Here is a 22,870-nt window from a genome sequence, read left to right as displayed (position 1 = left end):
GCGGCCACCCCCCGCCTCCCCTGCCACCCCCCGCACCACCCATCGCACCACCCCTTTTCACCCGAGGAGATCCTGTGACCACCCCGACGCCGCCCGCCCTGCTCATCGCCGGACACGGCACCCGGGACGACGCCGGTGCCGAGGCCTTCCGCGACTTCGTGCGGGAGCTGGGCCGCCGCCACCCCGAACTGCCCGTGGCGGGCGGCTTCATCGAGCTGTCCCCGCCGCCGCTGGGCGACGCGGTCACCGAACTGGTGGAGCGCGGTGCGCGCCGGTTCGCCGCCGTGCCGCTGATGCTGGTGTCCGCCGGGCACGCCAAGGGGGACATCCCGGCGGCCCTGGCCCGCGAGAAGGAGCGGCACCCGGGGATCTCGTACACCTACGGCCGTCCGCTGGGTCCGCACCCGGCGCTGCTGCGGGTGCTGGAGCGGCGGCTGGACGAGGCGCTCCGGGGCACGGACGGCGACCGGTCGGAGGTGACCGTGCTGCTGGTCGGGCGCGGTTCGACCGACCCGGACGCCAACGCCGAGGTGTTCAAGGCGTCCCGGCTGCTGTGGGAGGGGCGCGGGTACGCGGGCGTGGAGACCGCGTTCGTGTCGCTGGCCGCGCCGGACGTGCCGAGCGGCCTGGACCGCTGTGTCCGGCTGGGCGCCCGCCGGATCGTCGTCCTGCCGTACTTCCTGTTCACCGGCATCCTGCCGGACCGGGTCCGGCGGCAGACCGAGGACTGGGCGGCGGCCCACCCGGACGTCGAGGTGCGCTCGGCGGACGTCATCGGACCGGAGCCCGAACTGCTCGACCTGGTGATGGAGCGCTACGAGGAGGCGGCCGGGGGCATGGTGCGCATGAACTGCGACTCCTGCGTCTACCGCATCGCCCTGCCCGGCTTCGAGGACAAGGTGGGACTGCCGCAGCAGCCGCACTTCCACCCGGACGACGACGGCCACCACCACGGCCACCACCACGGCGGGCACGCGCACGAGCATGCGCACTGAGGAGCACGCGGTGACGGACGAGACGGCCGGGGCGGCCGGGGCGGCCGGGGCCGACGAGACCGGCGGGCACGATCTGCGGCACCACGGTGACGCGGAGGTGCGCGACGACGGCGCGGCGCTGACCGACCTCGCCGTGAACGTGCGGACCGGGACCCCGCCGCCGTGGCTGCGGGAGCGGATCACCGCCTCGCTGGACTCGCTCGCGGCCTATCCGGACGGGCGGGCCGCGCGGGCCGCGGTGGCCGCCCGGCACGGGCTGCCGGTGGACCGGGTGCTGCTCACGGCGGGCGCGGCGGAGGCGTTCGTGCTGCTGGCGCGGGCGCTGAAGGTGCGCAGGCCGGTCGTCGTGCACCCGCAGTTCACCGAGCCGGAGGCGGCGCTGCGGGACGCCGGGCACTCCGTGGACCGGGTGCTGCTGCGGGAGCGGGACGGCTTCCGGCTCGACCCGGCGGATGTGCCCGGGGACGCGGACCTGGTGGTGGTCGGCAACCCCACCAACCCGACGTCGGTGCTGCATCCGGCCCGGACGCTCACCCGGCTCGCCCGGCCGGGCCGCACGGTGGTGGTCGACGAGGCGTTCATGGACGCGGTGCCCGGCGAGCGGGAGGCGCTGGCCGGGCGGACCGACGTGCCCGGCCTCGTGGTGCTGCGCAGCCTCACCAAGACCTGGGGGCTGGCCGGACTGCGCATCGGCTATGTGCTGTCCGCCCCGGAGACCGTCGCCGCGCTGGAACGGGCCCAGCCGCTGTGGCCGGTGTCCGGCCCGGCGCTGGCGGCGGCTGCGGCGTGCGTGGAGCCGCGCGCCCTGGCCGAGGCGGCACACGCGGCGCACCGCACAGCCGCGGACCGCGGCCACCTGGTGGCGGGCCTGACCGCCTTCGCGGACCGGGGCCTCCAGGTGGCCGGGCCCGCCGAGGGCCCGTTCGTCCTGGTGCGGACACCGGACGCGGCCCGGGTACGACGGCGGCTGCGCACCCTCGGGTACGCGGTCCGCCGCGGCGACACCTTCCCGGGGCTCGGACCCGACTGGATACGGGTCGCGGTACGGGACCGGGAGACGACGGACGGGTTCCTGGCGGCACTGGACGCCGCGCTGTCCTGACCGGGCGGCGGCACGGCCGGCGCCCCGGAGGGCGGCACGGAGGGCGGCACGGAGGGCGTGCAAGGCCGACCGCCTCCCGCGCCCCCGCGCCCTTCCCCTCCTGCCCCTCCGGCCGCCCCCTCCTACCGCGCCTCCCCCGCGTCAGCTCCTGCGCCTGCGCAGCAGCGCGAGGACTCCGCCGCCCACGGCCAGCAGCACCGCCGAGCCCCCCGCGAGGTAGGGCGTCAGGGAGCTGCCGCCGGTCTCGGCGAGGTCGGCCTTCGCGGGTTCGGCGGGCTCGGTGGCGGGGCCGCCCTGGGGCTTCACCCCGGCGGCGGGGGTGGCGGCGGGCTCGGGGGACTTCTCCGGGGCCGTGGGGGACTCGCAGCTCGCGTGGGCGAGGGTGACGGTGCCCTCGACCTCGGCGACGTTGAGCTTGAGCGGGTTGACGGAGACCTTGAGCCGCAGGGCCGTCGCCGCGGCCGTGCGGGAGGTGGTCTCGTGCTGCGAGAGGTCGAGGCGGACCTCGCCGACCGCCGGGACCTGCACCCGGGTGGTGCCGCCCGCGGACAGCGTCACCTTCTTGCCGAGCACGGTCACCGCGCCCAGCACGTCGCTGGTGGCGGCCGGGGCCCGGCCGGTCGCGCAGATCGCCTTCGAGGTGACCTGGTCGACCTCGATGACGGACAGCAGGGGCAGTCCGGGCAGGTGGACGCGGGCGTGGGCGAGGTGCACGCTGCCCTCGGCCCCGCTCGCCGAGACCTTCGCGTCCGCCGTCGCCACGTCCGCGCTGAGCACGGTGAACGGCCTGCCGCCGTCGACGCCGTCGAGGCGGGCGCTCAGCGCGGTCTGCCGGGCGCTCGCCGGTGCCTGGACCTCGTTGAGGGAGAGGGTGAGCGGGACGTTCACCGTCTTGTTGAGCAGGGACACGTCCAGGCCGGTGCGCAGCACGGACGCGCTCGCGCGGCCGTGGCCGTGGCCGTCGCCGGCGTGGGCGGAGCCCGCGCCGGCCAGCGCCACCGGGCCTGCGGCGAGGACGGTGGCCGCGGCTGCGACGGCGCAGCGGCGTGCGGGCATGCGGAAGTTGTTGCCGTTCACGGAGTGGGACCCCCAGAGAGTGATGCTTGGGACCCGGACAGAATTACGCACCCAGAGTGAACGGGCGGCGATCCTGCGTGACTTCACTCCTTCGTGGGGTTTCCGGCCCTGTTTTCGATTTGTCCGGTACGAGTGTTCGCCTGCGTCACCCACATGTCCCCCGCGCGCACCGGACGCGCGCACCGACCGGGCGCACGCGGCGCGCGTGAAGGCGTGCACAACGACCGGCCGGTGCGGCGGTCACCCACCCGTCAACCGCGCGACGACCGCCGCCTGCCGCCCGGCCGGTGTCCCGGCCGGTGTCCCGGCCGGGAGCTGCCCTAGCCGACGACCCGCCCGTTCAGCACCACCCGCCGCGGCGCCGCCAGCACCCGTACGTCCGCCCGCGGATCCGTCTCGTACACGACGAGGTCGGCCGGGGCGCCCTCCTCAAGGCCGGGCCTGCCGAGCCACGACCGGGCGCCCCAGGCCGTAGCCGACAGGGCCTCGACCGGCGGGATGCCCGCCTTGACCAGCTCCGCGACCTCGGCCGCGACCAGGCCGTGCGGCAGCGAGCCGCCCGCGTCGGTGCCGACGTACACCGGGATCCCGGCGTCGCGGGCGGCGCGGACGGTGTCGTAGCGGCGCTCGTGGAGCCGGCGCATATGGGCCGACCAGCGCGGGAACTTGCCCTCGCCGCCCGCCGCGAGCGAGGGGAAGGTCGCGATGTTGACGAGGGTGGGCACGATGGCGACCCCGCGCTCGGCGAACAGCGGGATCAGGTCCTCGGTGAGGCCCGTGGCGTGCTCGATGCAGTCGATGCCGGACTCGACCAGGTCGCGCAGCGAGTCCTCGGCGAAGCAGTGCGCGGTCACCCGGGCGCCCAGCTCGTGCGCCCGCGCGATCGCCGCCGCGGCCGCCTCGCGGGGCCAGCAGGCGGACAGGTCGCCGAGGTCGCGGTCGATCCAGTCGCCGACCAGCTTGACCCAGCCGTCGCCGCGCCGGGCCTCCCGGTCGACGTACGCGACCAGGTCCCCGGGCTCGATCTCGTGGGCGTAGTTGCGGATGTAGCGGCGGGTGCGGGCGATGTGCCGGCCCGCGCGGATGATCTTCGGCAGGTCCTCGCGGTCGTCGGTCCAGCGGGTGTCGGCGGGCGAACCGGCGTCCCGCAGCAGCAGCGCCCCGGCCTCCCGGTCGGTGAGCGCCTGTTTCTCGGCCACCTCGTCGGGGACCGCGCCGTGTGCGTCCAGGCCGACGTGGCAGTGCGCGTCGACCAGACCGGGCAGCGCCCAGCCCTCGACGGTGCGCGCCTCCCGGGCGCCGGGCGGGCGGGTGTAGGTGATCCGGCCGCCCACCACCCACAGTTCGTCACGGACCTGGTCGTCGCCGGGACCGAGAAGGACCCGCCCCTTCACATGCAGCACCGCGCCATCGCTCATGCCCCGCACCCTAGTGACCCGCTCCCCGGCGGGCCGGGGCCGCCCCGGGCCGCCCGGCCCGGCACAGGGCGGGTGCCGCCCGGCGGAGGGCGGGCGCCGGGCACCCCGGACCGGGCCGCCGGATACTCTCGACTCCGTCGTACCTCGTGACCGAGAAGAGAGCACCGCCGTGACCCATCCCTTCCTGGACCTCGCCCCGCTGAGCGCCGCCCGCTTCGCCTCCATCGAGGACCGGGTGGCGCGGCTGCTCGCCACCGAGCAGGACGTCGTGATCACCCAGGGCGAGGCGCTGCTGCCGCTGGAGGGCGCGATCCGCGCGGCGGCGGGGCCCGGCACGGTGGCGCTGAACGTGATCACTGGTCCCTACGGCCAGACGTTCGGCGACTGGCTGCGGGACTGCGGCGCCACGGTGCACGACCTGTCGGTGCCGTACCACACGGCGGTGACCGCCGCGCAGGTCCGCGCGGCCTTCGCCGAGCACCCGGAGATCGACTTCGTGTCGCTGGTGCACGCGGAGGCGGCGACCGGCAACACCAACCCGGTCGCGGAGATCGGCGCGGCGGTACGGGAGCAGGGCGCCCTGTTCTACCTGGACGCGGTGGCCTCCATCGGCGCGGAGCCGGTGCTGCCGGACGCGTGGGGCGTGGACCTGTGCGTGATCGGGGCGCAGAAGGCGATGGGCGGTCCCGCCGGGGTGTCGGCGGTGTCGGTCAGCGAGCGCGCCTGGGCCCGGATGGCGGCCAATCCGCACGCGCCCCGCCGCTCCTACCTGTCCCTGCTGGACTGGAAGGAGCGCTGGATCGACGGCGGGCGCCGCGCGCTGCTGCACGCCCCCGCGCAACTGGAGATGCTCGCCCTGGAGGCGTGCGTCGAACGCATCGAGGAGAGCGGCCTGGACGCGGTGACGGCACGCCACCGGTCCGCCGCCGCGGCGACCCGGGCCGGGGCGAGCGCGCTGGGCGGCGGCCTCGAACCGTACGTCCACAAGGCGTCCGAGGCGGCCCCGGTCGCCACGACCCTGCGCGCGCCCGCCGACGTCGCGGCCTCCGCCCTGGTGGCCCGCGCCCTGGCGGCGGACCCGGCGCTCCCGCTGGCGGCGGGCGGCGGTCCGCTGGCCGGGGAGATGATCCGGGTCAACCACTACGGCCCGGACGCCACCCCCGAGACCGTCGACGCCTGTCTGACGGCCCTCGCCGCCGCCCTGTCCGCCGAACGCGGCACCGCGGACGGTCTCGACCCGGAGGCCGCCCGCCGGGCCGCCGCAGCGGCCTGGGACTAGCCGCGCCGCCCGCGGCCGCGGCAGCCGCCGTCGTCGCGGGATCGGTGAGAACCGTGAAAGCACAGTAATTCCAGGAATTAAATTCGGGGCAGCTTCCCGTTCTCTTCTGCCCCGTTTCCCCATCTCTAAACGCCACGTTTTCACGAACGTTCGAAGACGTAATTCCCGGGCCTCGGCAAGGCGGTCCCGGGAGTTACGCCATTGTGATGCACTCCACAGACGCGCCCCTTTTGCCCCGTAATTACCGGGCAAACCACCGCAAGTTGCGGCCGATCGCGCGGACGCACGCTCGCGCGATAACACACGTGGCGTTGCCACGTAAGAGTGCCGGGCGATGCATTTTCCAATTCAGCTCGGTAAGTTCAATTCGCATGACTGCCGCACAAGCAGACCTGCGAACCGACTCCACGGAAAAGACAGATCCCGTATCCATCGAGCGCCCCGTCGTCGCCGACGGCGCCGCGCTCTGGAGGCTCGCCAAGGACTCCGGGACGCTGGACGTGAACTCCTCGTACAGCTACCTGCTGTGGTGCCGCGACTTCGCCGCCACCTCCGCCGTGGCGCGTGACGCCGACGGCGAGCCGGTCGGTTTCATCACCGGGTACGTGCGGCCCGACCGCCCCGGCACCCTCCTCGTGTGGCAGGTCGCCGTCGACGCCGGCCACCGCGGACGCGGACTCGCCGCCCGGCTGCTGGACGCGCTCGCCGCCCGCGTCGCCGCCGAGAGCGGGCTCACCGCCCTGGAGACCACGATCTCTCCGGGGAACACCGCCTCCGAGCGGCTCTTTGCCTCCTTCGCCGCCCGGCACGGCGCCCGTGTCGAGCGCGAGGTGCTGTTCCGCACCGCCGAGTTCCCGGACGGACCGCACGACCCCGAGGTCCTGCACCGGATAGGCCCGCTGAACCACTGATCCCCCGGCCCACGGACCCACCGGGGACCCGCGCGGCGCACCGGACCACCGCGCCCGCCGGGCCCCGCCCGAACCGCCGACCCGACCGGTCTTCCACTCCCCACCCCCCGAGGAGCGATTCGTCGTGACCATCACCCAGCCCGACCTGAGCGTCTTCGAGACCCTGGAGTCCGAGGTGCGCAGCTACTGCCGCGGCTGGCCCACCGTCTTCGACCACGCGCGCGGCAGCCGGATGTACGACGAGGACGGCCACGAGTACCTCGACTTCTTCGCCGGTGCCGGCTCCCTCAACTACGGCCACAACAACCCCGTGCTGAAACGGGCGCTGATCGACTACCTCGAACGCGACGGCGTCACCCACGGACTCGACATGTCCACCGTCGCCAAGCGCCGCTTCCTGGAGACCTTCCAGAACCTGGTGCTGCGCCCCCGCGACCTGCCGTACAAGGTGATGTTCCCGGGCCCGACCGGCACCAACGCTGTGGAGTCCGCGCTGAAGCTGGCGCGCAAGGTGAAGGGGCGCGAGGCCATCGTGTCGTTCACCAACGCCTTCCACGGCATGTCGCTCGGCTCGCTCGCCGTGACCGGCAACGCCTTCAAGCGGGCCGGGGCCGGTGTCCCGCTGGTGCACGGCACGCCGATGCCGTTCGACAACTACTTCGACGGCACGGTCCCCGACTTCCTGTGGTTCGAGCGGCTCCTGGAGGACCAGGGCTCCGGTCTGAACAAGCCGGCCGCCGTGATCGTGGAGACCGTGCAGGGCGAGGGCGGCATCAACGTCGCCCGGCCCGAGTGGCTGCGCGCGCTCAAGGAGCTGTGCGAACGCCAGGACATGCTGCTGATCGTCGACGACATCCAGATGGGCTGCGGACGCACCGGCGCCTTCTTCTCCTTCGAGGAGTCCGGGATCGTCCCCGACATCGTCACGGTGTCCAAGTCCATCAGCGGCTACGGCCTGCCGATGTCACTGTGCCTGTTCCGGCCCGAGCTGGACGTCTGGGAGCCGGGCGAGCACAACGGCACCTTCCGCGGCAACAACCCGGCCTTCGTCACCGCGACCGCCGCCCTGGAGGCGTACTGGGCGGACGGGGCGGCGATGGAGAAGCAGACCCGCGCCCGCGGTGAGCGCGTCGAGCAGTGGCTCGTCTCGATCGCCGAGGAGAACGCCGCCGCCATCAAGGAGTACCGGGGCCGCGGCCTGGTGTGGGGCCTGGAGTTCCACGACAAGGGCCGCGCCGAGCGGGTGGCGCGGCGCGCCTTCGCCCTCGGCCTGCTCATCGAGACCTCGGGTCCCGAGAGCGAGGTCGTCAAGCTGCTGCCGGCCCTGACCACCACCCCCGAGGAACTGGACGAGGGCATGAGCACCCTCGCCCGCGCGGTCCGCGAGACCGCCTGACCCGGGTCGTCCCCGACCCATCGCGAACACTCTGCAAGGAGGCACGTACCACCGTGATCGTCCGATCGTTCAAGGAGATCGAAGGCACCGACCGGCACGTGAAGGCGGCGTCCGGCACCTGGGAGAGCAAGCGCATCGTCCTGGCCAAGGAGAAGGTCGGCTTCTCCGTCCACGAGACGATCCTGTACGCGGGCACGGAGACGTCGATGTGGTACGCCCACCACATCGAGGCCGTGGTCTGCGTCGAGGGCGAGGCCGAACTGACCGACCGCGAGACCGGGAAGACGTACACGATCACGCCCGGCACCATGTACCTCCTGAACGGCCACGAGCGGCACACGCTCAAGGTCAAGGAGGACTTCCGCTGCATCTGCGTGTTCAACCCGCCGGTCACCGGGCGGGAGGACCACGACGAGAACGGCGTCTACCCCCTGCTCACCGAGCCCGAGGAGGTGTGAGGAACCCATGACCACCGCCACCGTGCAGGACCTCTACCCGACCCGCGGAGCCACCGAGGTGTCCGTCCCGCGCCAGGACCCGGTCGTCTGGGGCGCCCCGGACACGCCCGGCCCGATCACGTCCGACGGGCTCCAGTCGTTCGAGCGCGACGGCTTCCTCGCCGTCGAGGAGCTGATCGGCCCCGACGAGGTCGCCGTCTACCGGCGCGAGCTGGACCGGCTGGTGGCCGATCCGGCGGTCCGGGCCGACGAGCGCTCCATCGTGGAGCCGACGTCCCAGGAGATCCGCTCCGTCTTCGAGGTGCACCGGATCAGCGAGGTGTTCGCCCGGCTGGTGCGCGACGAACGGGTGGTCGGCCGGGCGCGGCAGATCCTCGGCTCGGACGTCTACGTCCACCAGTCGCGGATCAACGTCAAGCCGGGGTTCGGCGCCAGCGGCTTCTACTGGCACTCGGACTTCGAGACCTGGCACGCCGAGGACGGGCTGCCGAACATGCGGACGGTGTCCGTCTCGATCGCGCTGACCGAGAACCTCGACACCAACGGCGGCCTCATGATCATGCCGGGGTCGCACCGGACGTTCCTCGGCTGCGCGGGCGCCACGCCCGAGGACAACTACAAGAAGTCGCTCCAGATGCAGGACGCGGGCACGCCGTCCGACGAGGCGCTGACCGCGCTGGCCGACGCGCACGGCATCAAGCTGTTCACCGGCAGGGCGGGGTCGGCCACCTGGTTCGACTGCAACTGCATGCACGGCTCCGGCGACAACATCACGCCGTATCCGCGCAGCAACGTCTTCATCGTGTTCAACAGCGTGGAGAACGCGGCGGTGGAGCCGTTCGCAGCGCCGGTGCGCAGGCCGGACTTCATCGGGGCGCGGGACTTCACGCCCGTGCGCTGACACCGAGCCGGGAAGGGGCCTCCTCGTGTGGGACGGGAGGCCCCTTCCCGTGTCCGCGCACGCCCGGGGACACCTCCGGCGCTCAGCCCGCCAGGACGTCCAGCAGCCGGTCCACGTCCGCCTCGGTGTTGTAGAGGTGGAAGGCGGCCCGCAGCCGTCCCGCGCGGGCGGACAGCTCCAGCCCGGCGCTGCTCAACTCGCCCTGCCGATCGCCGAGTCCGGGCACGGAGACGATCGGTGAGCCCGGCGCCGGGACCGGTTCGTGGCCCAGCGAGCGCAGTCCGGCGCGGAAGCGGTCGGCGAGGGCCAGGTCGTGGGCGCGTACGGCGGACACGCCCAGTTCCTCGACGAGTTCCAGGGAGCGGCGGCCGCCCGCGTAGGAGAAGAGCGCGGGGCTCTCGTCGAACCGGCGGGCCGAGTGCGCGAGTTCGGCGATCGGGCCGTAGCAGCTGTCCCAGGGCCGCTCCCCCGCCACCCAGCCGGCGAACAGCGGGCGGAGGCCGCCGAGGTCCTCCGGGACGACCAGGAAGGTCACGCCCCGCGGGCACATCAGCCACTTGAAGGCGACGGCGGCCACATAGTCGTCGGCGTCCGCGTCGAGGTCCAGCCAGCCGGCGGCCTGGGAGGCGTCGATGTAGGTGCGGGCGCCGTGGGCGCGGGCCGCCGCGCGGACGGCGGGCAGGTCGGCGATCCGGCCGTCGGCGGACTGCGCGGCGCTGACCGCGACCAGCGCCGTGCCGGGCCGTACGGCCTCGGCGACCTCCTCCAGCGGCACGGTGCGCACCTTCAGGTCGCCGCGCAGGTGGAAGGGGTTCACCACGGAGCTGAAGTCGCCCTCGGCGGTGACGACCTCCGCGCCCTCGGGCAGGGAGGCGGCGACGACCCCGCTGTAGACGGCGACCGAGGCACCGGCGGCCACCCGGTGCGCAGGCACCCGCACCAGCCGGGCGAAGCTCGCGCGGGCCGCCTCCACGTCGGCGAACATGTCGGTGGGCCGGCCGCCGGCCGCCGCCTCGACGGCGACGCGCAGCGCCTCCACCGTGCGGCCCGGCAGCAGCCCGCAGCTCGCGGTGTTCAGATAGGTGCTCTTCGGGGCGAACTCGGCTCGGACGCGGCTCTCGAAGGTCTCCATGGGACCACTGTGCGGCCCGTCCGGATCGAAGTCCATCGCGTCGTTCTGCGCGGTTCCCCGAAGGAACGCTTATGTGAGCGCCGGAGCGGTGCGTGCCGGGTCTCAGGCCCCCGGCACCGCACAGCCGTCCGGGCCGCAGGCCGCCGTGTCGGCGGAGCCGTCCTGGACCAGGGTCAGCGGCGCGCGGTCGCCCCACGCCTGGGTGAGGGCCTGGGTGAACACCTCGGCGGGCTGGGCGCCGGAGACCCCGTAGGCGCGGTCGAGGACGAAGAAGGGCACCCCGGTGGCGCCGAGCTGCGCGGCCTCCTGCTCGTCGGCGCGCACGTCGTCGGCGTAGGCGTCCGGGTCGGCGAGCACCGCGCGCACCGCCCCGGCGTCCAGGCCCGCCGCCACGGCCAGGTCGACCAGCCGCTCGTCGTCCTCGGTGAACACGGAGCGCTCCTCGGCGAAGTTGGCCCGGTACAGCGCGTCCAGCAGCGCGTCCTGCCTGCCGTGCTCCTTGGCGAGGTGCAGCAGGCGGTGCAGGTCGAAGGTGTTGCCGTGGTCGCGGTCCCGGGTGCGGTAGTCGAGTCCTTCGGCGGCGGCCTGGGCGCCGAGGCTGTCCTCGCCCGCCTGTGCCTGCGCCTGGCTCATCCCGTACTTCCTGGTGAGCATGGTGAGCACGGGCTCGACGTCGCCCTTGGCGCGGTGCGGGTCCAGTTCGAAGGAGCGGTGCACCACCTCGACCCGGTCGCGGTGCGGGAAGGCGGCCAGCGCCTTCTCGAAGCGGGCCTTGCCCACGTAGCACCAGGGACAGGCGATGTCCGTCCAGATCTCGACGCGCATGCTCTCGGCTCTTCTCCGGTCGTACGGGTGCGGAAGGACTCTCCGCGCGCCTGTGTGAACGTTCAAGGATCCGGGTTCATTCCCCGACGGCTGGGACCGGTTCCCCGGACGGGCGGGACCGGTCCCCCCGGGGGCGGGTGGGACCGGTCCGCCTCAGCTGCCGTCCCGCGGGTCCGTGGGCCCGTACGGCCGGAACTCGATGCCGTCCCAGGTCACCGTGCAGCCCTCGCCCGTCGGCGACTGCGCCAGGAAGCCGACCAGGGTCTCCTCCGCCCGCTCGGCTCCGGCCAGGCCGAAGACACGGACGAAGGTCCAGCGCGCGCCGTCGAGGGAGGCGTGGAAGGCGTACGCGCGGCCGGTGCGGCTGATCCGCAGCCACAGCGCGTCGCCGTCCACGGTGAAGGAGTTGGCGTCGTCGGAGTGGCCGCGGGTGACCACCGTGCACACGGTCGGCTCGTCCGGGGACAGCTCCAGGCACAGCTTGGCCCAGTGCCGCTCGCCCGCGTGCAGATAGAGCACACCCGCGTCGAAGGCCGCGCCGAAGCCGACCGTGACCCGGGCGATCAGCTGGAAGTCGCCCTCCGGGGGCGCGCCGAGCAGCCGGGGCGCGTCGGAGACGGACTCCAGGGACTCCCCGGCGGGCGGCACGAAGCGGTCCTGCCGGGGACCGGCCCGGCCGGTGAGGGTCCCGTCCGCGTACGCCCACCGGCCGTCGGGCCCGTACGGGCGCAGCGCGAAGGGGAGTCCGGGCAGTGCGAGAGGTTCGGCGTCCATCGCCGCAGTCTCGCAGCCCGGCTCCGCCCGGCCGCCACGGGGTCCGCGGCGGCCGCCCCTCAGCGCTCCGGGCGCCCGTCGTATCAGCGCTCCAGACGTCCGTCGTAGCGGCGCGGCAGGCCGAGCGGGTTGTCGTCGCGCAGTTCCGGGGGCAGCAGGGCCTCGGGGGTGTTCTGGTACGCGACCGGGCGCAGCCAGCGTTCCACGGCGGTGCCGCCGACCGAGGTGGAGGTGGAGGTGGTCGCCGGGTAGGGGCCGCCGTGGTGCTGGGCCGGGGCCACCGCCACGCCGGTGGGCCAGGCGTCGACCAGGACGCGTCCGGCGAGCGGGGTCAGCTCGGCGAGGATCTCCGCGCCCCGGCCCCGGCCGGCCGCCTCGTCGGCGGAGAGGTGCACGGTGGCGGTGAGGTTGCCCGGGAGCCGGGACAGCACGGCCGTCGCCTCGTGCGCGCCGCTGTAGCGGGCCACCACCGTGACCGGCCCGAAGCACTCCTCCAGGAGCAGGTCGTGGGCGCCCCCGCCGGTCAGTTCCGCGGCCGGGACGGTGAGGAATCCGGCGCGCACCGTGTGCGCGTCGGCGGCGCCCGGGGCGAGGGGCGCCTCGACGCCGGGCAGCGCGGCGCGCTCGGCGACCCCGGCGACGAAGGCGTCGCGCATGCGGTGGTCGAGCAGGACGCCGGGCGTGGTGGCGCCGACGCCGTCCGCCAGGGCCTTGACCAGGCGGTCCCCGGCCGCGCCCGCCGGGACCAGCACCAGGCCGGGCTTGACGCAGAACTGCCCGGTGCCCAGGGTCATCGACCCGGCGAGTCCGGCGCCCACGGCCTCCGCCCGCTCCTCGGCGGCCGCCTCGGTGACCAGGACCGGGTTGAGGGAGCCCAGCTCGCCGTGGAAGGGGATCGGCGCCGGGCGGGCCGCGGCGGCGTCGAACAGCGCCCGGCCGCCGCGTACGGAGCCGGTGAAGCCCGCGGCGGCGACCAGCGGGTGCCGGATCAGGTCCAGGCCCGCCTCGAAGCCGTGGACCAGGCCGAGCACGCCCGCCGGTACGCCGTGCTCGGCGGCTGCGGCGCGCAGCACCTCGGCGACCTGCTCGGACAGCGCCGGGTGGTCCGGGTGGGCCTTGACGACGACCGGGCAGCCGGCGCCGAGCGCGCTCGCGGTGTCGCCCCCGGCGACGGAGAAGGCGAACGGGAAGTTGGAGGCGGCGTAGACGGCGACCACACCGAGCGGCACCTTGTAGCGGCGCAGGTCGGGGACGGGCGGCGTGGCCGTGTCGTCGGGGTGGTCGATGATCACGTCGAGGAAGGCGCCCTCGTCGGCGAGGTCCGCGAAGGAGCGCAACTGGTGGCAGGTGCGGGCGAGTTCTCCGGTGAGCCGGGCCGGGCCGAGGGCGGACTCGGCGTCGGCGGTCGCCACGAGCCGGTCCCGGGCCGCCTCCAGGCGGTCGGCCGCGGTGCGCAGGAAGGCCGCCCGGACGGCCCGGTCGGCGAGCGCGCCGCGCGCGCCGCGGGCGGCACGCACCGCGGCGTCCACGTCCTCGGCTGTGGCCTCGGCCGCAACCCGCTCGCGCTGCTTCCCGGTTCGGGGATCGACACTCCAGACTGGTGCTGCTGCCACCGCGGGTCCCTCCACCTGCCTGCCGCTCGCGCCGCAGGACGTAGGCCGTCCGTCGCTCATCCGTGGGTCATCCAGCAGAGTCGTTCGATATACTGAACGCTGTCTCTGATGATGAATGACCACGAGACTATTTCCCGCCGAACGAAGGGGTCAAGGGCGATGCCGGCAGGCGACACAGGCAGCGGATCACAGGTCAAGTCCGCCGTGCGGACCGTGGAACTGCTGGAGTACTTCGCCGGCCGGCCCGGCATGCACTCCCTGGCCGCGGTCCAGGAGGCCGTGGGCTATCCCAAGTCCAGTCTGTACATGCTGCTGCGCACCCTGGTCGAGCTGGGCTGGGTGGAGACCGACGCGACCGGCACGCGGTACGGCATCGGGGTGCGCGCCCTGCTGGTCGGCACCTCCTACATCGACGGCGACGAGGTGGTCGCGGCGGCCCGCCCCACCCTGGACCGGCTCTCCGACGACACCACCGAGACCATCCACCTCGCCCGGCTGGACGGCACCAACGTCGTCTACCTGGCCACCCGCCAGTCGCAGCACTACCTGCGGCCGTTCACCCGCGTCGGCCGCAGGCTGCCCGCCCACTCCACCTCGCTCGGCAAGGCGCTGCTGAGCACGTACACGGACGAGCAGGTGCGCAAGATGCTCCCCGAGACGCTGCCCGCGCTGACCGAGCACACCCTCACAGACCGCGAGAAGCTCATCGAGGAGCTGCACCAGATCCGCGAGCAGGGCTTCGCCGTGGACCGCGAGGAGAACACACTGGGCCTGCGCTGCTTCGGCGTGGCCATCCCGTACCGCACCCCGGCCCGGGACGCGATCAGCTGCTCGATCCCGGTGGCGCGCCTGACGCCCGCGCACGAGCAGTTGGTGAAGGATGCCCTCTTCGACGCCCGTGACCGCCTGACGCTCGCCACCCGGAGGCTCTGAGCCATGCACATCGTCCTGCGCGAGGTCCACGACAGCGACCTGCCGGTGTTCTTCCGCCTGCTCAACGACCCCGAGGCGCTGCGGATGGCCGCCTTCACCCCGAAGGACCCGGCCGACGCGGACGCCTTCGCCGCCCACTGGGCGCGGCTGCGCGCCTCCCGCGACGTGCAGCGCACGATCCTGGCCGACGGGGACGTGGTCGGCAGCGCCGCGGTGTACGGCGAGCCCGGTGAGCGCGAGGTCACCTACTGGGTGGACCGCGCCCACTGGGGCCGCGGCGTGGCGACCGCCGCCCTGCGCGCCCTGCTGGCCGAGTTCCCCGAACGCCCCCTGTACGCACGGGCCGCGGCGGACAACGCCGCCTCCCGCCGGGTCCTGGAGAAGTGCGGCTTCCTCCAGACCGCCACCGCCCGCGGCTACGCGCAGGCGCGCGGCGAGGAGATCGACGAGGTCGTCCTGACCCTGCGCGGCTGAGCCCGGGCGGCGCCCTCGCCCTGCCCTGCGTGCCGCCGGTCTCATGAGCGTCCGATGAGAAAAGGGCCGGACCGGAACGATTCGTCCCCTCCTGTTCGTCGTCCTGACCGGGATGAACGCGATGAACGGGATGAACAAGACGATCAGGCGGGCGGCCGTCTTCACGCTGCTGCTGGTGTTCGCGCTGCTGGTCAGGGCGACCTGGGTGCAGTTCTACGACGGCAGGGCGCTCGCGGACGACAAGGACAACCGGCGCGGGGCGATCGCGACGTACGCGCAGCCGCTGGGGAACATCGTCGTGGGCGGCAGAGCCGTGACCGGCTCCGCGCGGACCACGAGCGGTGACCTCGCGTACCGGCGGACCTACGAGGACGGCAGGCTGTACGCGGCCATCACGGGCTACAGCTCGCAGGTCTACGGCACGACCCAGCTGGAGGGCGTCTACAAGGACCTGCTGAACGGCTCCGACAGCCGGCTGCGCGACCCGCTGGACACCCTCACCGGCGAGCGGGCCGCGCCCGGGGACGTGGTCACGACGATCGACCCCGAGGTGCAGAAGGCCGGTTACCGGGCGCTCGGCGGCAAGAAGGGCGCGGCCGTGGCGATCGACCCGGCCACCGGGCGGATCCTGGCGGTGGTCTCCACACCGTCGTACGACCCCTCCGTGCTCAGCACCGGTGACAGCGCCGCCTGGAAGAAGCTGACCGAGGACCCGGACAAGCCGATGACGAACCGGGCGCTGCGCCAGCCGCTGCCGCCGGGCTCGACGTTCAAGCTGGTCGTCGCGGCGGCGGCGCTGGAGGACGGGCGCTACGCCTCGGTGGACACCCCCACCGACAGCCCCGACCCGTACCGGCTGCCGGGCACCACCCGGGACCTGGCCAACGAGAACCCGTCCGCGCCCTGCGAGAACGCCACGCTGCGCACCGCGCTGCGCTACTCGTGCAACAACGTCTTCGCCAAGCTGGCCGTCGACCTCGGGCAGGACAAGGTGCGGGCGATGGCCGACCGGTTCGGCTTCGACGACAGCGCGCAGGACGTGCCCGTACGGGCCTATCCGAGTGTGTACCCGTCCGGGATGGACCAGGCGCAGACCGCGCTGAGCGGCATCGGGCAGTTCGATGTGACGGCCACTCCGCTCCAGATGGCCATGGTGTCGGCAGCTATAGCCAACGGCGGCACTCTCGTCTCACCGCACATGGTGTCGCGCACTACGGACGGCAACGGCAATGTGGTGCGGGACTATGACGACCATCCGGACAGCAAGCGGATCGTCAGCGCCGCCACCGCCGCCCAGCTGCAATCGGCCATGCGCACGGTGGTCGAGCAGGGCACCGGCACCAACGCGCGCGTCGACGGGGTCACGGTGGGCGGCAAGACGGGCACCGCGCAGCACGGCGAGAACAACAGCCAGGTGCCGTACGCCTGGTTCACCTCGTTCGGCACCTCGCAGCGCACCGGCAAGCAGATCGCGGTCGCGGTGCTGGTCGAGCAGTCGGACGCGGCCCGCTCCGAGGTCAGCGGCAACGGTCTCGCGGCGCCGGTGGCCCGCGCCATGACCGAGGCCGCGCTGAAGTGAGCCCCGCCCGGGGTGCCGCCGGGCACCCCGGACGGTGGCCCGTCCGTCCCTACGCGACGTAGTACGTCGGGTTGGGCAGCTTGTAGGTGCGGTCCGCGTAGCCGCCCTCCAGGTCGGAGTACTGGTCGCCGAAGTTGGCGACGATGTCGTACCCGAGGCTCTCGATGTGCTTGCGGGTGCCCGCCTTGAACTGCACGGTGGTGCACTTCCAGGCGCCCGGCGCCGCACAGTCGCGCAGATAGGCGGGCGGGTTGGCGGCGTCCTTGAGGAACATGTGCCCGGCGTCCAGGTTCACATCGGCGCCGACCTTCTTCAGGTTCTCCACGGCGGCGGCGCGCTGGGCCTCGCTCAGACCGGAGTTGTAGAAGACGGCCACGCCCTTCTTCGTGGCGTAGCGCACCAGCTCGGGGCTGCCGAAGACCTCCGGCCGGTCGGCCTTGTCGACGTAGGCGGCCCAGGTGGTGCCGTTGTAGCCGTAGTTGTTCTTCTTCTCGTAGTCGAGGCTGAGCAGCAGCGTGTCGTCGATGTCGAAGACGACGGCCGGCTTCTTGCCCCGGTGGCCGTGGTGCTGCGCCGCGCGCGCCGCCTTGTCGATCTGCCGCTTGGCGGCGGCGTCGACGCGCGCCAGGTCCTTGGCGTACTGGCTGTCGGGGGACGCCTGGTACACGCCGTCCGCGTCGAGCGTGGTGCCGTAGTAGGTGTCGATGTCCTTGGTGAGCAGGCCGATGTTGTACGGCTCACGGGTGGAGTTGGCGGTGGACTGCCCGGCGGTGGCCGCGCCGGCACCGTAGACGACGGTGGCGGTGAGGGCGCAGGTGGCGGCGATCGCCGCGAGACGCAGTGGCTTATTCATGACAGGTTTCTACGCGCGTCACCCCGGTGAGCGCGAGCACCGTTGCCCGATCGATATCTACCGGTTCCGCGCGAGCGGGCCGCTCGCCGCCGCGCGGACGCCGTCCCCGGGTCCGCGCGGCGGCGGCCGGCGCCGGGTCAGGACCCGGGACGCCAGCCCGGGTCGCGCCCGCTCAGGCCCACCGCGCGGTCCAGCAGCGGGGCCCGGCCCGGGACGGGCACGACGGGTCCGAAGATGCCGCTGCCCTCCTCCGGGCTGCCGTCGGCCGCCGCGCACAGGAAGCCGAACGCCGCCCGCAGCGCGGCCGGATCCGGCTCGTAGGGGCGCCCGGTGGCGCGTGCCAGGTCCCAGCCGTGGACGACGAGTTCGTCCGCGGCGACGGCACCGGCGACCTCGCCGGGCAGGTCGACGCCGCCCGCCCGGGTCATGCCGGTCCAGGCGGCCGGATCGCGCCAGACCGCGGCCAGTTCGCCCAGGGCCCGGGGCAGTTCCTCGCGCCAGCCGGGTCCGACGTCGGGCCGGGTGCTGTCCGGGCGGGTGTCGGTCCCCGGGCCCAGCTCCTTGCGGCCCGCGTCACGGAAGGCGGCGGACAGGCCCAGCAGATGGCCCAGCAGATGGCGGACGGCCAGGTCGGGGCAGGGCGTCGGGGCGGCGAGCTGGTCGTCGCGCACGTCCAGGGCGAGCCGTGCCACGATGCGGGCCTGCGGGCCGAGGTCGAGAGGGGTGCCGGTCGTCATCGTCTGCTCCTGGGATCGCGTGGGGCGTCTCTCCTGGAGGCAGACCGCCCGGAGCGCCGGAACTCATCGGTGCCCGGCCGGGCGGCGCCACCCCGTTCACAGCGCGGCGAGCCCGGCCGCGACCGCCTCCAGGTCGGCGTCCGAGGCCAGGCCCGCGTGGTAGAGGCGCAGCTCGGTGGCGCCGAGGCTGCGGGCGCGTGCGGCGTCCCGGGCCAGCGCGGCGGGACGGCCGCCCAGGCCGGAGACGACGGTGAGGTTGGCGGCCAGGACGGTGCCCGCACGGGCGTGCCGCGCGAAGGGCGCGAGCCGGTCCGGTCCCTGGGCGCAGGGCACGACCACGCCGTCCGCGACGGACAGGACGTGCGCGGGGTCGGTACCGGCGTCGGCGCCGCAGTGGTAGGACACCGGGTCGGCGTGCAGCAGCACCCGGAAGCCCTCGGGGGCCGCCGCGCGGACCGCGGCGACGGCCTCCTCCTGGAGGGTGCGCGCGGCCGTCTCGCGCCACGCGCGCGTGGAGCCCGCCTCCCCGGCGCCGAGCAGCCGCTCCACCGCGGGCCAGCCGCCCCCGGAGGGCGCCGCTCCCCGCCACACCGGCTCCAGCGCGCCGCGCACGGCGTGCGCCAGCGCGTCGGCGTCCAGGCCCCGCGCGCCGTAGCCGGTGCGGCACGCCGGGCAGAAGCACAGGGACATCAGGTACTGCCCGGCGTCGCCGAGCGCGACCCCGGCGGTCTTGTCGTGGGCGTGCAGATGGGCGAACCCGTACCAGCCGAGGGACTCCAGTTCGGTGCCGCGCGCGCCGGGCCGTACGGCGGCCTCGGCGGCCAGGTCCACCAGGTACGCGCGCGTGGCGGGCTGGGCGACGCAGGGCGCCCACGGGTAGCGGTCGCCGTAGGCGTTGACGACGGAGGTCTCCGGGTGTTCGGCGCCCAGCCGGGAGTTGTGCGCGAGGACCACCCAGGTGTGCACCTCCAGGCCCGCGGCGGCCAGTGCCCCGGCGGCCTCGCCGTACGCGTCCCCGGGCGCCCAGTCGCCGGCCGGGTGGGGGCGCGGGGTCCGTTCCCGCCAGTGGCCGCCGGGCGGGTAGAGGACGGCCGCGTACTCGGCGGTGACCACGCGGTGGCGCGGGTGGCGGGGGGTCAGCGCGCGGGTGGAGTGGTAGGCGGCGGCCAGGGTCGCCCCCCGCACGCCGAGGGCGGCGGTGCGCTCGGGGGCCGCCGGGTCGCCGTTGACGTCCCAGGGGTAGAGGAACGCCGACGCCCTCACTCGGCCCCCTCGGTCAGCGCGTGGCCGCGTTCGACGAGCCGGGCCAGCCGCTCGATGTGCTCGGGGGCCGGTTCGTGCAGCGGCGGCCGTACGCCGCCCACGTCCAGTCCGCGCAGCCGCACCCCGGCCTTGACCAGGGAGACGGCGTATCCGGCGCCCTGGGCACGCAGTTCGACGAAGGGGCGGTAGAAGCCGTCCAGCAGGCGGTGCGCGGTGGTGTCGTCGCCCTCGCGCAGCGCCCGGTGGAAGGCGAGGGCGATCTCGGGGACGAAGCAGAAGACGGCGGAGGAGTAGAGGGTGACGCCGATGCCCCGGTAGGCGAGCTGGGTCTGTTCGGCGGTGGGCAGTCCGTTGAAGCAGAGGAAGCCGTCCAGGCCCTCGGTACGGAGGGCGCTGACGACCCGCTGCATGAGGTCGAGGTCGCCGAGGCCGTCCTTGAGGCCGATGACGCCGTCCGTGCGGGCGAGCGCGACGGCGGTCTCCGGGGTGAGGACGGCGTTGTCGCGCTGGTAGACGATGACGGGCAGGGCGGTCGCCGCGGCCAGCTCTCGGTAGTGCCGCAGCAGTCCCTCCTGTCCGGCGACGACGAGGTACGGCGGCATCGCGAGCAGTCCGTCCGCGCCCGCGGCCTCGGCGAGCCGGGCGTACCGCACGGCGAGCGCGGTGCCGTAGCCGGTGCCCGCCACGACCGGGACGCGTCCGCCGGCCGCCTCGACGGCCGCGCGGACGCAGGTCCCGAACTCCTCGGGCGTGAGCGCGTGGAACTCGCCGGTGCCGCAGCAGGCGAAGACGGCGGCGGCCCCGTCCTCGACGCCGCGGCGCACATGGGCGCGGTAGGCGTCGAGGTCGGGGGCGCCGTCGGGGCCGAAGGCGGTGACGGGGAAGAACAGCGGCCCGCTGGGGATGCTGAGGCGTTCGGCGAGGGGGGCTGACGTCACGGGCTCTCCCTGGGGCAGGCGGGCAGGGACGGACAAGAGAACAGGCAGACAGTCACTCACGTTTCTGACTGACGTCCATATGCATGAACGCGTCCACGCTAAGTGGCCTCCCTGCGGCCGGTCAAGCGCCCCACCCGCGAGCGACCAGGGATCCTGCCCCGGCACGGCACCCTTGACGCCGCCCGCCCGCGCTCCCTAGCGTGATCATGCATGTGAATCAGGTCCACGCATACGGCTGAGTCCGCATACGGCTGGCCCCGCATACGGCTGACCGTCGCGCACGCTCGACGCAAGGAGTCCACGGATGCCCGCTCCCCGCACCGTTCTGCTCACCGGCGCCGCCGGCGGACTCGGCACCCTGATGCGGGAGCTGCTGCCCCCATACGGCTACGCGCTGCGCCTGTTCGACATGCGGCCGGTCGAGGGCGCCCCGGACGCCGTCACCGCCGACCTGGCCGACCGGGCGGCCCTGCGCGAGGCGGTCCGCGGCGTCGACGCGATCATCCACCTGGCGGGCATCTCCCTGGAAGCCCCCTTCGAGAAGATCCTCAGGGCCAACATCGAGGGGACGTACCACCTCTACGAGGCCGCGCGCGAGGAGGGCGTCGGGCGGATCGTCTTCGCCTCCTCCAACCACGCGGTCGGCCGCACGCCCGTCCCGCGCGAGGGCGATCCGCTGATCCCGGTCGACACGCCGCGGCGCCCCGACACCTTCTACGGCCTGTCCAAGTCGTTCGGCGAGGACCTCGCCCAGCTCTACTGGGACCGGCACGGCCTGGAGACCGTCTCGGTGCGCATCGGCTCCTGCTTCCCCGAGCCGACCAGTGTGCGCATGCTCTCGATCTGGCTGAGCCCCGCCGACGGCGCCCGCCTCTTCCACGCCGCCCTCACCGCCGAGCACGTGGGCCACACCGTCGTCCACGGCTCCTCCGCCAACACCCGCCTGTGGTGGGACCTGTCGGGCGCGCGGGCGCTCGGCTACGACCCCCGGGACGACTCGGAGCCGTACGCCGCGAAGCTCGTCGCCGAGCAGGGCGGACTCGACCCGGACGAGCCGTCCCACGCCTTCCTCGGCGGCCACTTCGTCACCGACCCGCCGATCTGGCCGTACTGACGGCGCCGCGGCCGTCCGCCGCACGGCGCGGAACCACCCCCGTACACGGCGGGCGGGCACCGAACGGGCCCGCCCGCCGCGCCATGCGGGCATCCGCCGTGCCCGATCCCACCGGGCGCCGGACAGCCGCCCAGGTCCGCGACGGACACACACCCCGGCAAACAGGCGCACCCGGGCATCATCGGACCGGCAACAGACCTGGTCAGCACCGCACACCGGCTGTACAACTGTGCCCCGAGGGCCGCACCGGGCCCGAACGGGCAACACACCAGGAGGGCAGGTACCGGCCATGGGCGCGCGGACGGCGGAGGAACGGCAGCGGGAGATCGTGCGGGCCGCCCGTGCCGACGGCCAGGTCGACGTCACCGCGCTGGCCGGCACGCTGGGCGTGGCCAAGGAGACCATCCGCCGCGACCTGCGCGCCCTGGAGGACCACGGGCTGGTCCGCCGCACCCACGGCGGGGCCTATCCGGTGGAGAGCGCCGGCTTCGAGACGACCCTCGCCGTCCGCGCCACCACCCATGTGCCCGAGAAGCGCCGGATCGCCGCGGCGGCGGCCGAACTGCTCGGGGACGCCGAGACGGTCTTCGTGGACGAGGGCTTCACCCCGCAGCTGATCGCCGAGGCCCTGCCCGTGGACCGGCCGCTGACCGTGGTGACCGCCTCCCTGCCGGTCGCCGGGGCCCTCGCCGGGGCGGCGAACGTCTCGGTGCTGCTGCTCGGCGGCCGGGTGCGCGCGGGCACGCTGGCCACCGTCGACCACTGGACGACGAAGATGCTCGCCGGATTCGTCGTCGACCTCGCCTACATCGGCGCCAACGGCATCTCGCGCGAACACGGCCTGACCACGCCCGACCCGGCGGTCAGCGAGGTCAAGTCGCAGGCGATGCGGGCCGCGCGGCGCACCGTGCTCGCCGGGGTGCACACCAAGTTCGGCGCGGTCAGCTTCTGCCGGTTCGCCGAGGTCGGCGCGCTGGAGGCGATCGTGACCAGCACCCTGCTCCCGGCCGCCGAGGCCCACCGCTACGCCCTGTTGGGCCCGCAGGTCATCCGGGTCTGAACCACCCGCCCGTACGGCGGCCCCCGCCGCCCGGACCG

General features: G+C 74.1%; 22 protein-coding genes. 12 read left to right on the top strand and 10 right to left on the bottom strand.

Features of this window, described 5'->3' with window-relative positions:
* Positions 1–74: 74 nt before the first annotated feature.
* Positions 75–995, top strand: a complete 921-nt coding sequence (locus B086_RS0117235; RefSeq protein WP_018567673.1) for a sirohydrochlorin chelatase — start codon at positions 75–77, stop codon at positions 993–995.
* The gene (gene cobC, locus B086_RS0117230) at positions 985–2,097 is read left to right on the top strand and encodes an Rv2231c family pyridoxal phosphate-dependent protein CobC (protein ID WP_078531117.1); all 1,113 of its coding nucleotides are present in this window, start codon (positions 985–987) and stop codon (positions 2,095–2,097) included. Before B086_RS0117235 ends, cobC begins: the two co-directional genes overlap by 11 nt.
* 141 nt (positions 2,098–2,238) lie before the next feature.
* Here the strand turns inward: cobC and B086_RS0117225 are convergent, their stop codons facing one another.
* On the bottom strand, positions 2,239–3,174 hold the full coding sequence (locus B086_RS0117225) for an SCO1860 family LAETG-anchored protein (RefSeq protein ID WP_018567671.1): 936 nt from the start codon (positions 3,172–3,174) through the stop codon (positions 2,239–2,241).
* Between the two features lie 320 nt (positions 3,175–3,494).
* Complete coding sequence (locus B086_RS0117220; protein WP_026252511.1) at positions 3,495–4,592, bottom strand: amidohydrolase family protein; 1,098 nt, start codon at positions 4,590–4,592, stop codon at positions 3,495–3,497.
* A 169-nt stretch (positions 4,593–4,761) separates the two neighbouring features.
* Between B086_RS0117220 and B086_RS0117215 the strand changes: the two genes are divergently transcribed.
* From B086_RS0117215 to thpD, 5 genes are all read left to right on the top strand, one after another.
* On the top strand, positions 4,762–5,871 hold the full coding sequence (locus B086_RS0117215; protein ID WP_018567669.1) for a pyridoxal-phosphate-dependent aminotransferase family protein: 1,110 nt from the start codon (positions 4,762–4,764) through the stop codon (positions 5,869–5,871).
* Between the two features lie 371 nt (positions 5,872–6,242).
* On the top strand, positions 6,243–6,782 hold the full coding sequence (gene ectA, locus B086_RS0117210; protein ID WP_051115847.1) for a diaminobutyrate acetyltransferase: 540 nt from the start codon (positions 6,243–6,245) through the stop codon (positions 6,780–6,782).
* Positions 6,783–6,906: 124 nt separating this feature from the next.
* The gene (gene ectB, locus B086_RS0117205) at positions 6,907–8,178 is read left to right on the top strand and encodes a diaminobutyrate--2-oxoglutarate transaminase (RefSeq protein WP_018567667.1); all 1,272 of its coding nucleotides are present in this window, start codon (positions 6,907–6,909) and stop codon (positions 8,176–8,178) included.
* 53 nt (positions 8,179–8,231) lie between these two features.
* Entirely contained in the window at positions 8,232–8,636 is a 405-nt protein-coding gene (locus B086_RS0117200; RefSeq protein WP_018567666.1) for an ectoine synthase, read from the top strand.
* 7 nt (positions 8,637–8,643) lie between these two features.
* Complete coding sequence (gene thpD, locus B086_RS0117195) at positions 8,644–9,537, top strand: ectoine hydroxylase (protein ID WP_018567665.1); 894 nt, start codon at positions 8,644–8,646, stop codon at positions 9,535–9,537.
* Between the two features lie 82 nt (positions 9,538–9,619).
* Here thpD and B086_RS0117190 read toward each other — a convergent pair whose 3' ends face one another.
* From B086_RS0117190 to B086_RS0117175, 4 genes are all read right to left on the bottom strand, one after another.
* Positions 9,620–10,669 carry an aminotransferase class V-fold PLP-dependent enzyme gene (locus tag B086_RS0117190; RefSeq protein ID WP_037873632.1) on the bottom strand — a complete coding sequence of 350 codons (1,050 nt, stop codon included), beginning with the start codon at positions 10,667–10,669 and terminating at the stop codon, positions 9,620–9,622.
* Positions 10,670–10,771: 102 nt separating this feature from the next.
* Entirely contained in the window at positions 10,772–11,494 is a 723-nt protein-coding gene (locus B086_RS0117185; protein ID WP_018567663.1) for a DsbA family oxidoreductase, read from the bottom strand.
* Positions 11,495–11,647: 153 nt separating this feature from the next.
* Positions 11,648–12,268, bottom strand: coding sequence for a DUF1349 domain-containing protein (locus B086_RS0117180; protein ID WP_018567662.1), 621 nt, complete (start codon positions 12,266–12,268; stop codon positions 11,648–11,650).
* 83 nt (positions 12,269–12,351) lie between these two features.
* On the bottom strand, positions 12,352–13,881 hold the full coding sequence (locus B086_RS0117175) for an aldehyde dehydrogenase (NADP(+)) (RefSeq protein ID WP_037873585.1): 1,530 nt from the start codon (positions 13,879–13,881) through the stop codon (positions 12,352–12,354).
* 159 nt (positions 13,882–14,040) lie between these two features.
* On the opposite strand from B086_RS0117175, the gene B086_RS0117170 reads away from it, so the two are divergent.
* The 3 genes from B086_RS0117170 to B086_RS0117160 all read left to right on the top strand — a co-directional run bounded on the left by B086_RS0117170 (position 14,041) and on the right by B086_RS0117160 (position 16,867).
* Complete coding sequence (locus B086_RS0117170; RefSeq protein ID WP_018567660.1) at positions 14,041–14,814, top strand: IclR family transcriptional regulator; 774 nt, start codon at positions 14,041–14,043, stop codon at positions 14,812–14,814.
* A 3-nt stretch (positions 14,815–14,817) separates the two neighbouring features.
* Positions 14,818–15,288 carry a GNAT family N-acetyltransferase gene (locus B086_RS0117165; protein ID WP_018567659.1) on the top strand — a complete coding sequence of 157 codons (471 nt, stop codon included), beginning with the start codon at positions 14,818–14,820 and terminating at the stop codon, positions 15,286–15,288.
* A 130-nt stretch (positions 15,289–15,418) separates the two neighbouring features.
* Complete coding sequence (locus B086_RS0117160) at positions 15,419–16,867, top strand: peptidoglycan D,D-transpeptidase FtsI family protein (RefSeq protein ID WP_026252509.1); 1,449 nt, start codon at positions 15,419–15,421, stop codon at positions 16,865–16,867.
* A 49-nt stretch (positions 16,868–16,916) separates the two neighbouring features.
* Here B086_RS0117160 and B086_RS0117155 read toward each other — a convergent pair whose 3' ends face one another.
* From B086_RS0117155 to B086_RS0117140, 4 genes are all read right to left on the bottom strand, one after another.
* A complete protein-coding gene (locus B086_RS0117155) occupies positions 16,917–17,720 on the bottom strand; it encodes an HAD family acid phosphatase (RefSeq protein ID WP_018567657.1) in 804 nt (267 codons plus the stop codon).
* Positions 17,721–17,857: 137 nt separating this feature from the next.
* Positions 17,858–18,457: a TIGR03086 family metal-binding protein gene (locus tag B086_RS0117150; RefSeq protein ID WP_018567656.1), complete on the bottom strand. Its 600-nt coding sequence runs from the start codon at positions 18,455–18,457 to the stop codon at positions 17,858–17,860.
* A gap of 96 nt (positions 18,458–18,553) precedes the next feature.
* Positions 18,554–19,720 carry a hypothetical protein gene (locus B086_RS0117145; protein ID WP_018567655.1) on the bottom strand — a complete coding sequence of 389 codons (1,167 nt, stop codon included), beginning with the start codon at positions 19,718–19,720 and terminating at the stop codon, positions 18,554–18,556.
* Positions 19,717–20,658 carry a 5-dehydro-4-deoxyglucarate dehydratase gene (locus tag B086_RS0117140; RefSeq protein ID WP_018567654.1) on the bottom strand — a complete coding sequence of 314 codons (942 nt, stop codon included), beginning with the start codon at positions 20,656–20,658 and terminating at the stop codon, positions 19,717–19,719. The genes B086_RS0117145 and B086_RS0117140 overlap by 4 nt, the downstream gene beginning before the upstream one ends.
* Positions 20,659–20,962: 304 nt before the next feature.
* On the opposite strand from B086_RS0117140, the gene B086_RS0117135 reads away from it, so the two are divergent.
* Together B086_RS0117135 and B086_RS0117130 are read left to right on the top strand one after the other, a co-directional pair.
* A complete protein-coding gene (locus B086_RS0117135) occupies positions 20,963–21,772 on the top strand; it encodes an NAD-dependent epimerase/dehydratase family protein (RefSeq protein ID WP_018567653.1) in 810 nt (269 codons plus the stop codon).
* 289 nt (positions 21,773–22,061) lie between these two features.
* The gene (locus B086_RS0117130) at positions 22,062–22,832 is read left to right on the top strand and encodes a DeoR/GlpR family DNA-binding transcription regulator (protein WP_018567652.1); all 771 of its coding nucleotides are present in this window, start codon (positions 22,062–22,064) and stop codon (positions 22,830–22,832) included.
* Positions 22,833–22,870: the final 38 nt, after the last annotated feature.

Source organism: Streptomyces sp. PsTaAH-124, assembly GCF_000373685.1.
Classification (GTDB): Bacteria; Actinomycetota; Actinomycetes; order Streptomycetales; family Streptomycetaceae; genus Streptomyces; species Streptomyces andamanensis.
The sequence above is the reverse complement of the archived record's forward strand: the minus strand, read 5'-3'. Positions and strand labels throughout refer to the sequence as shown.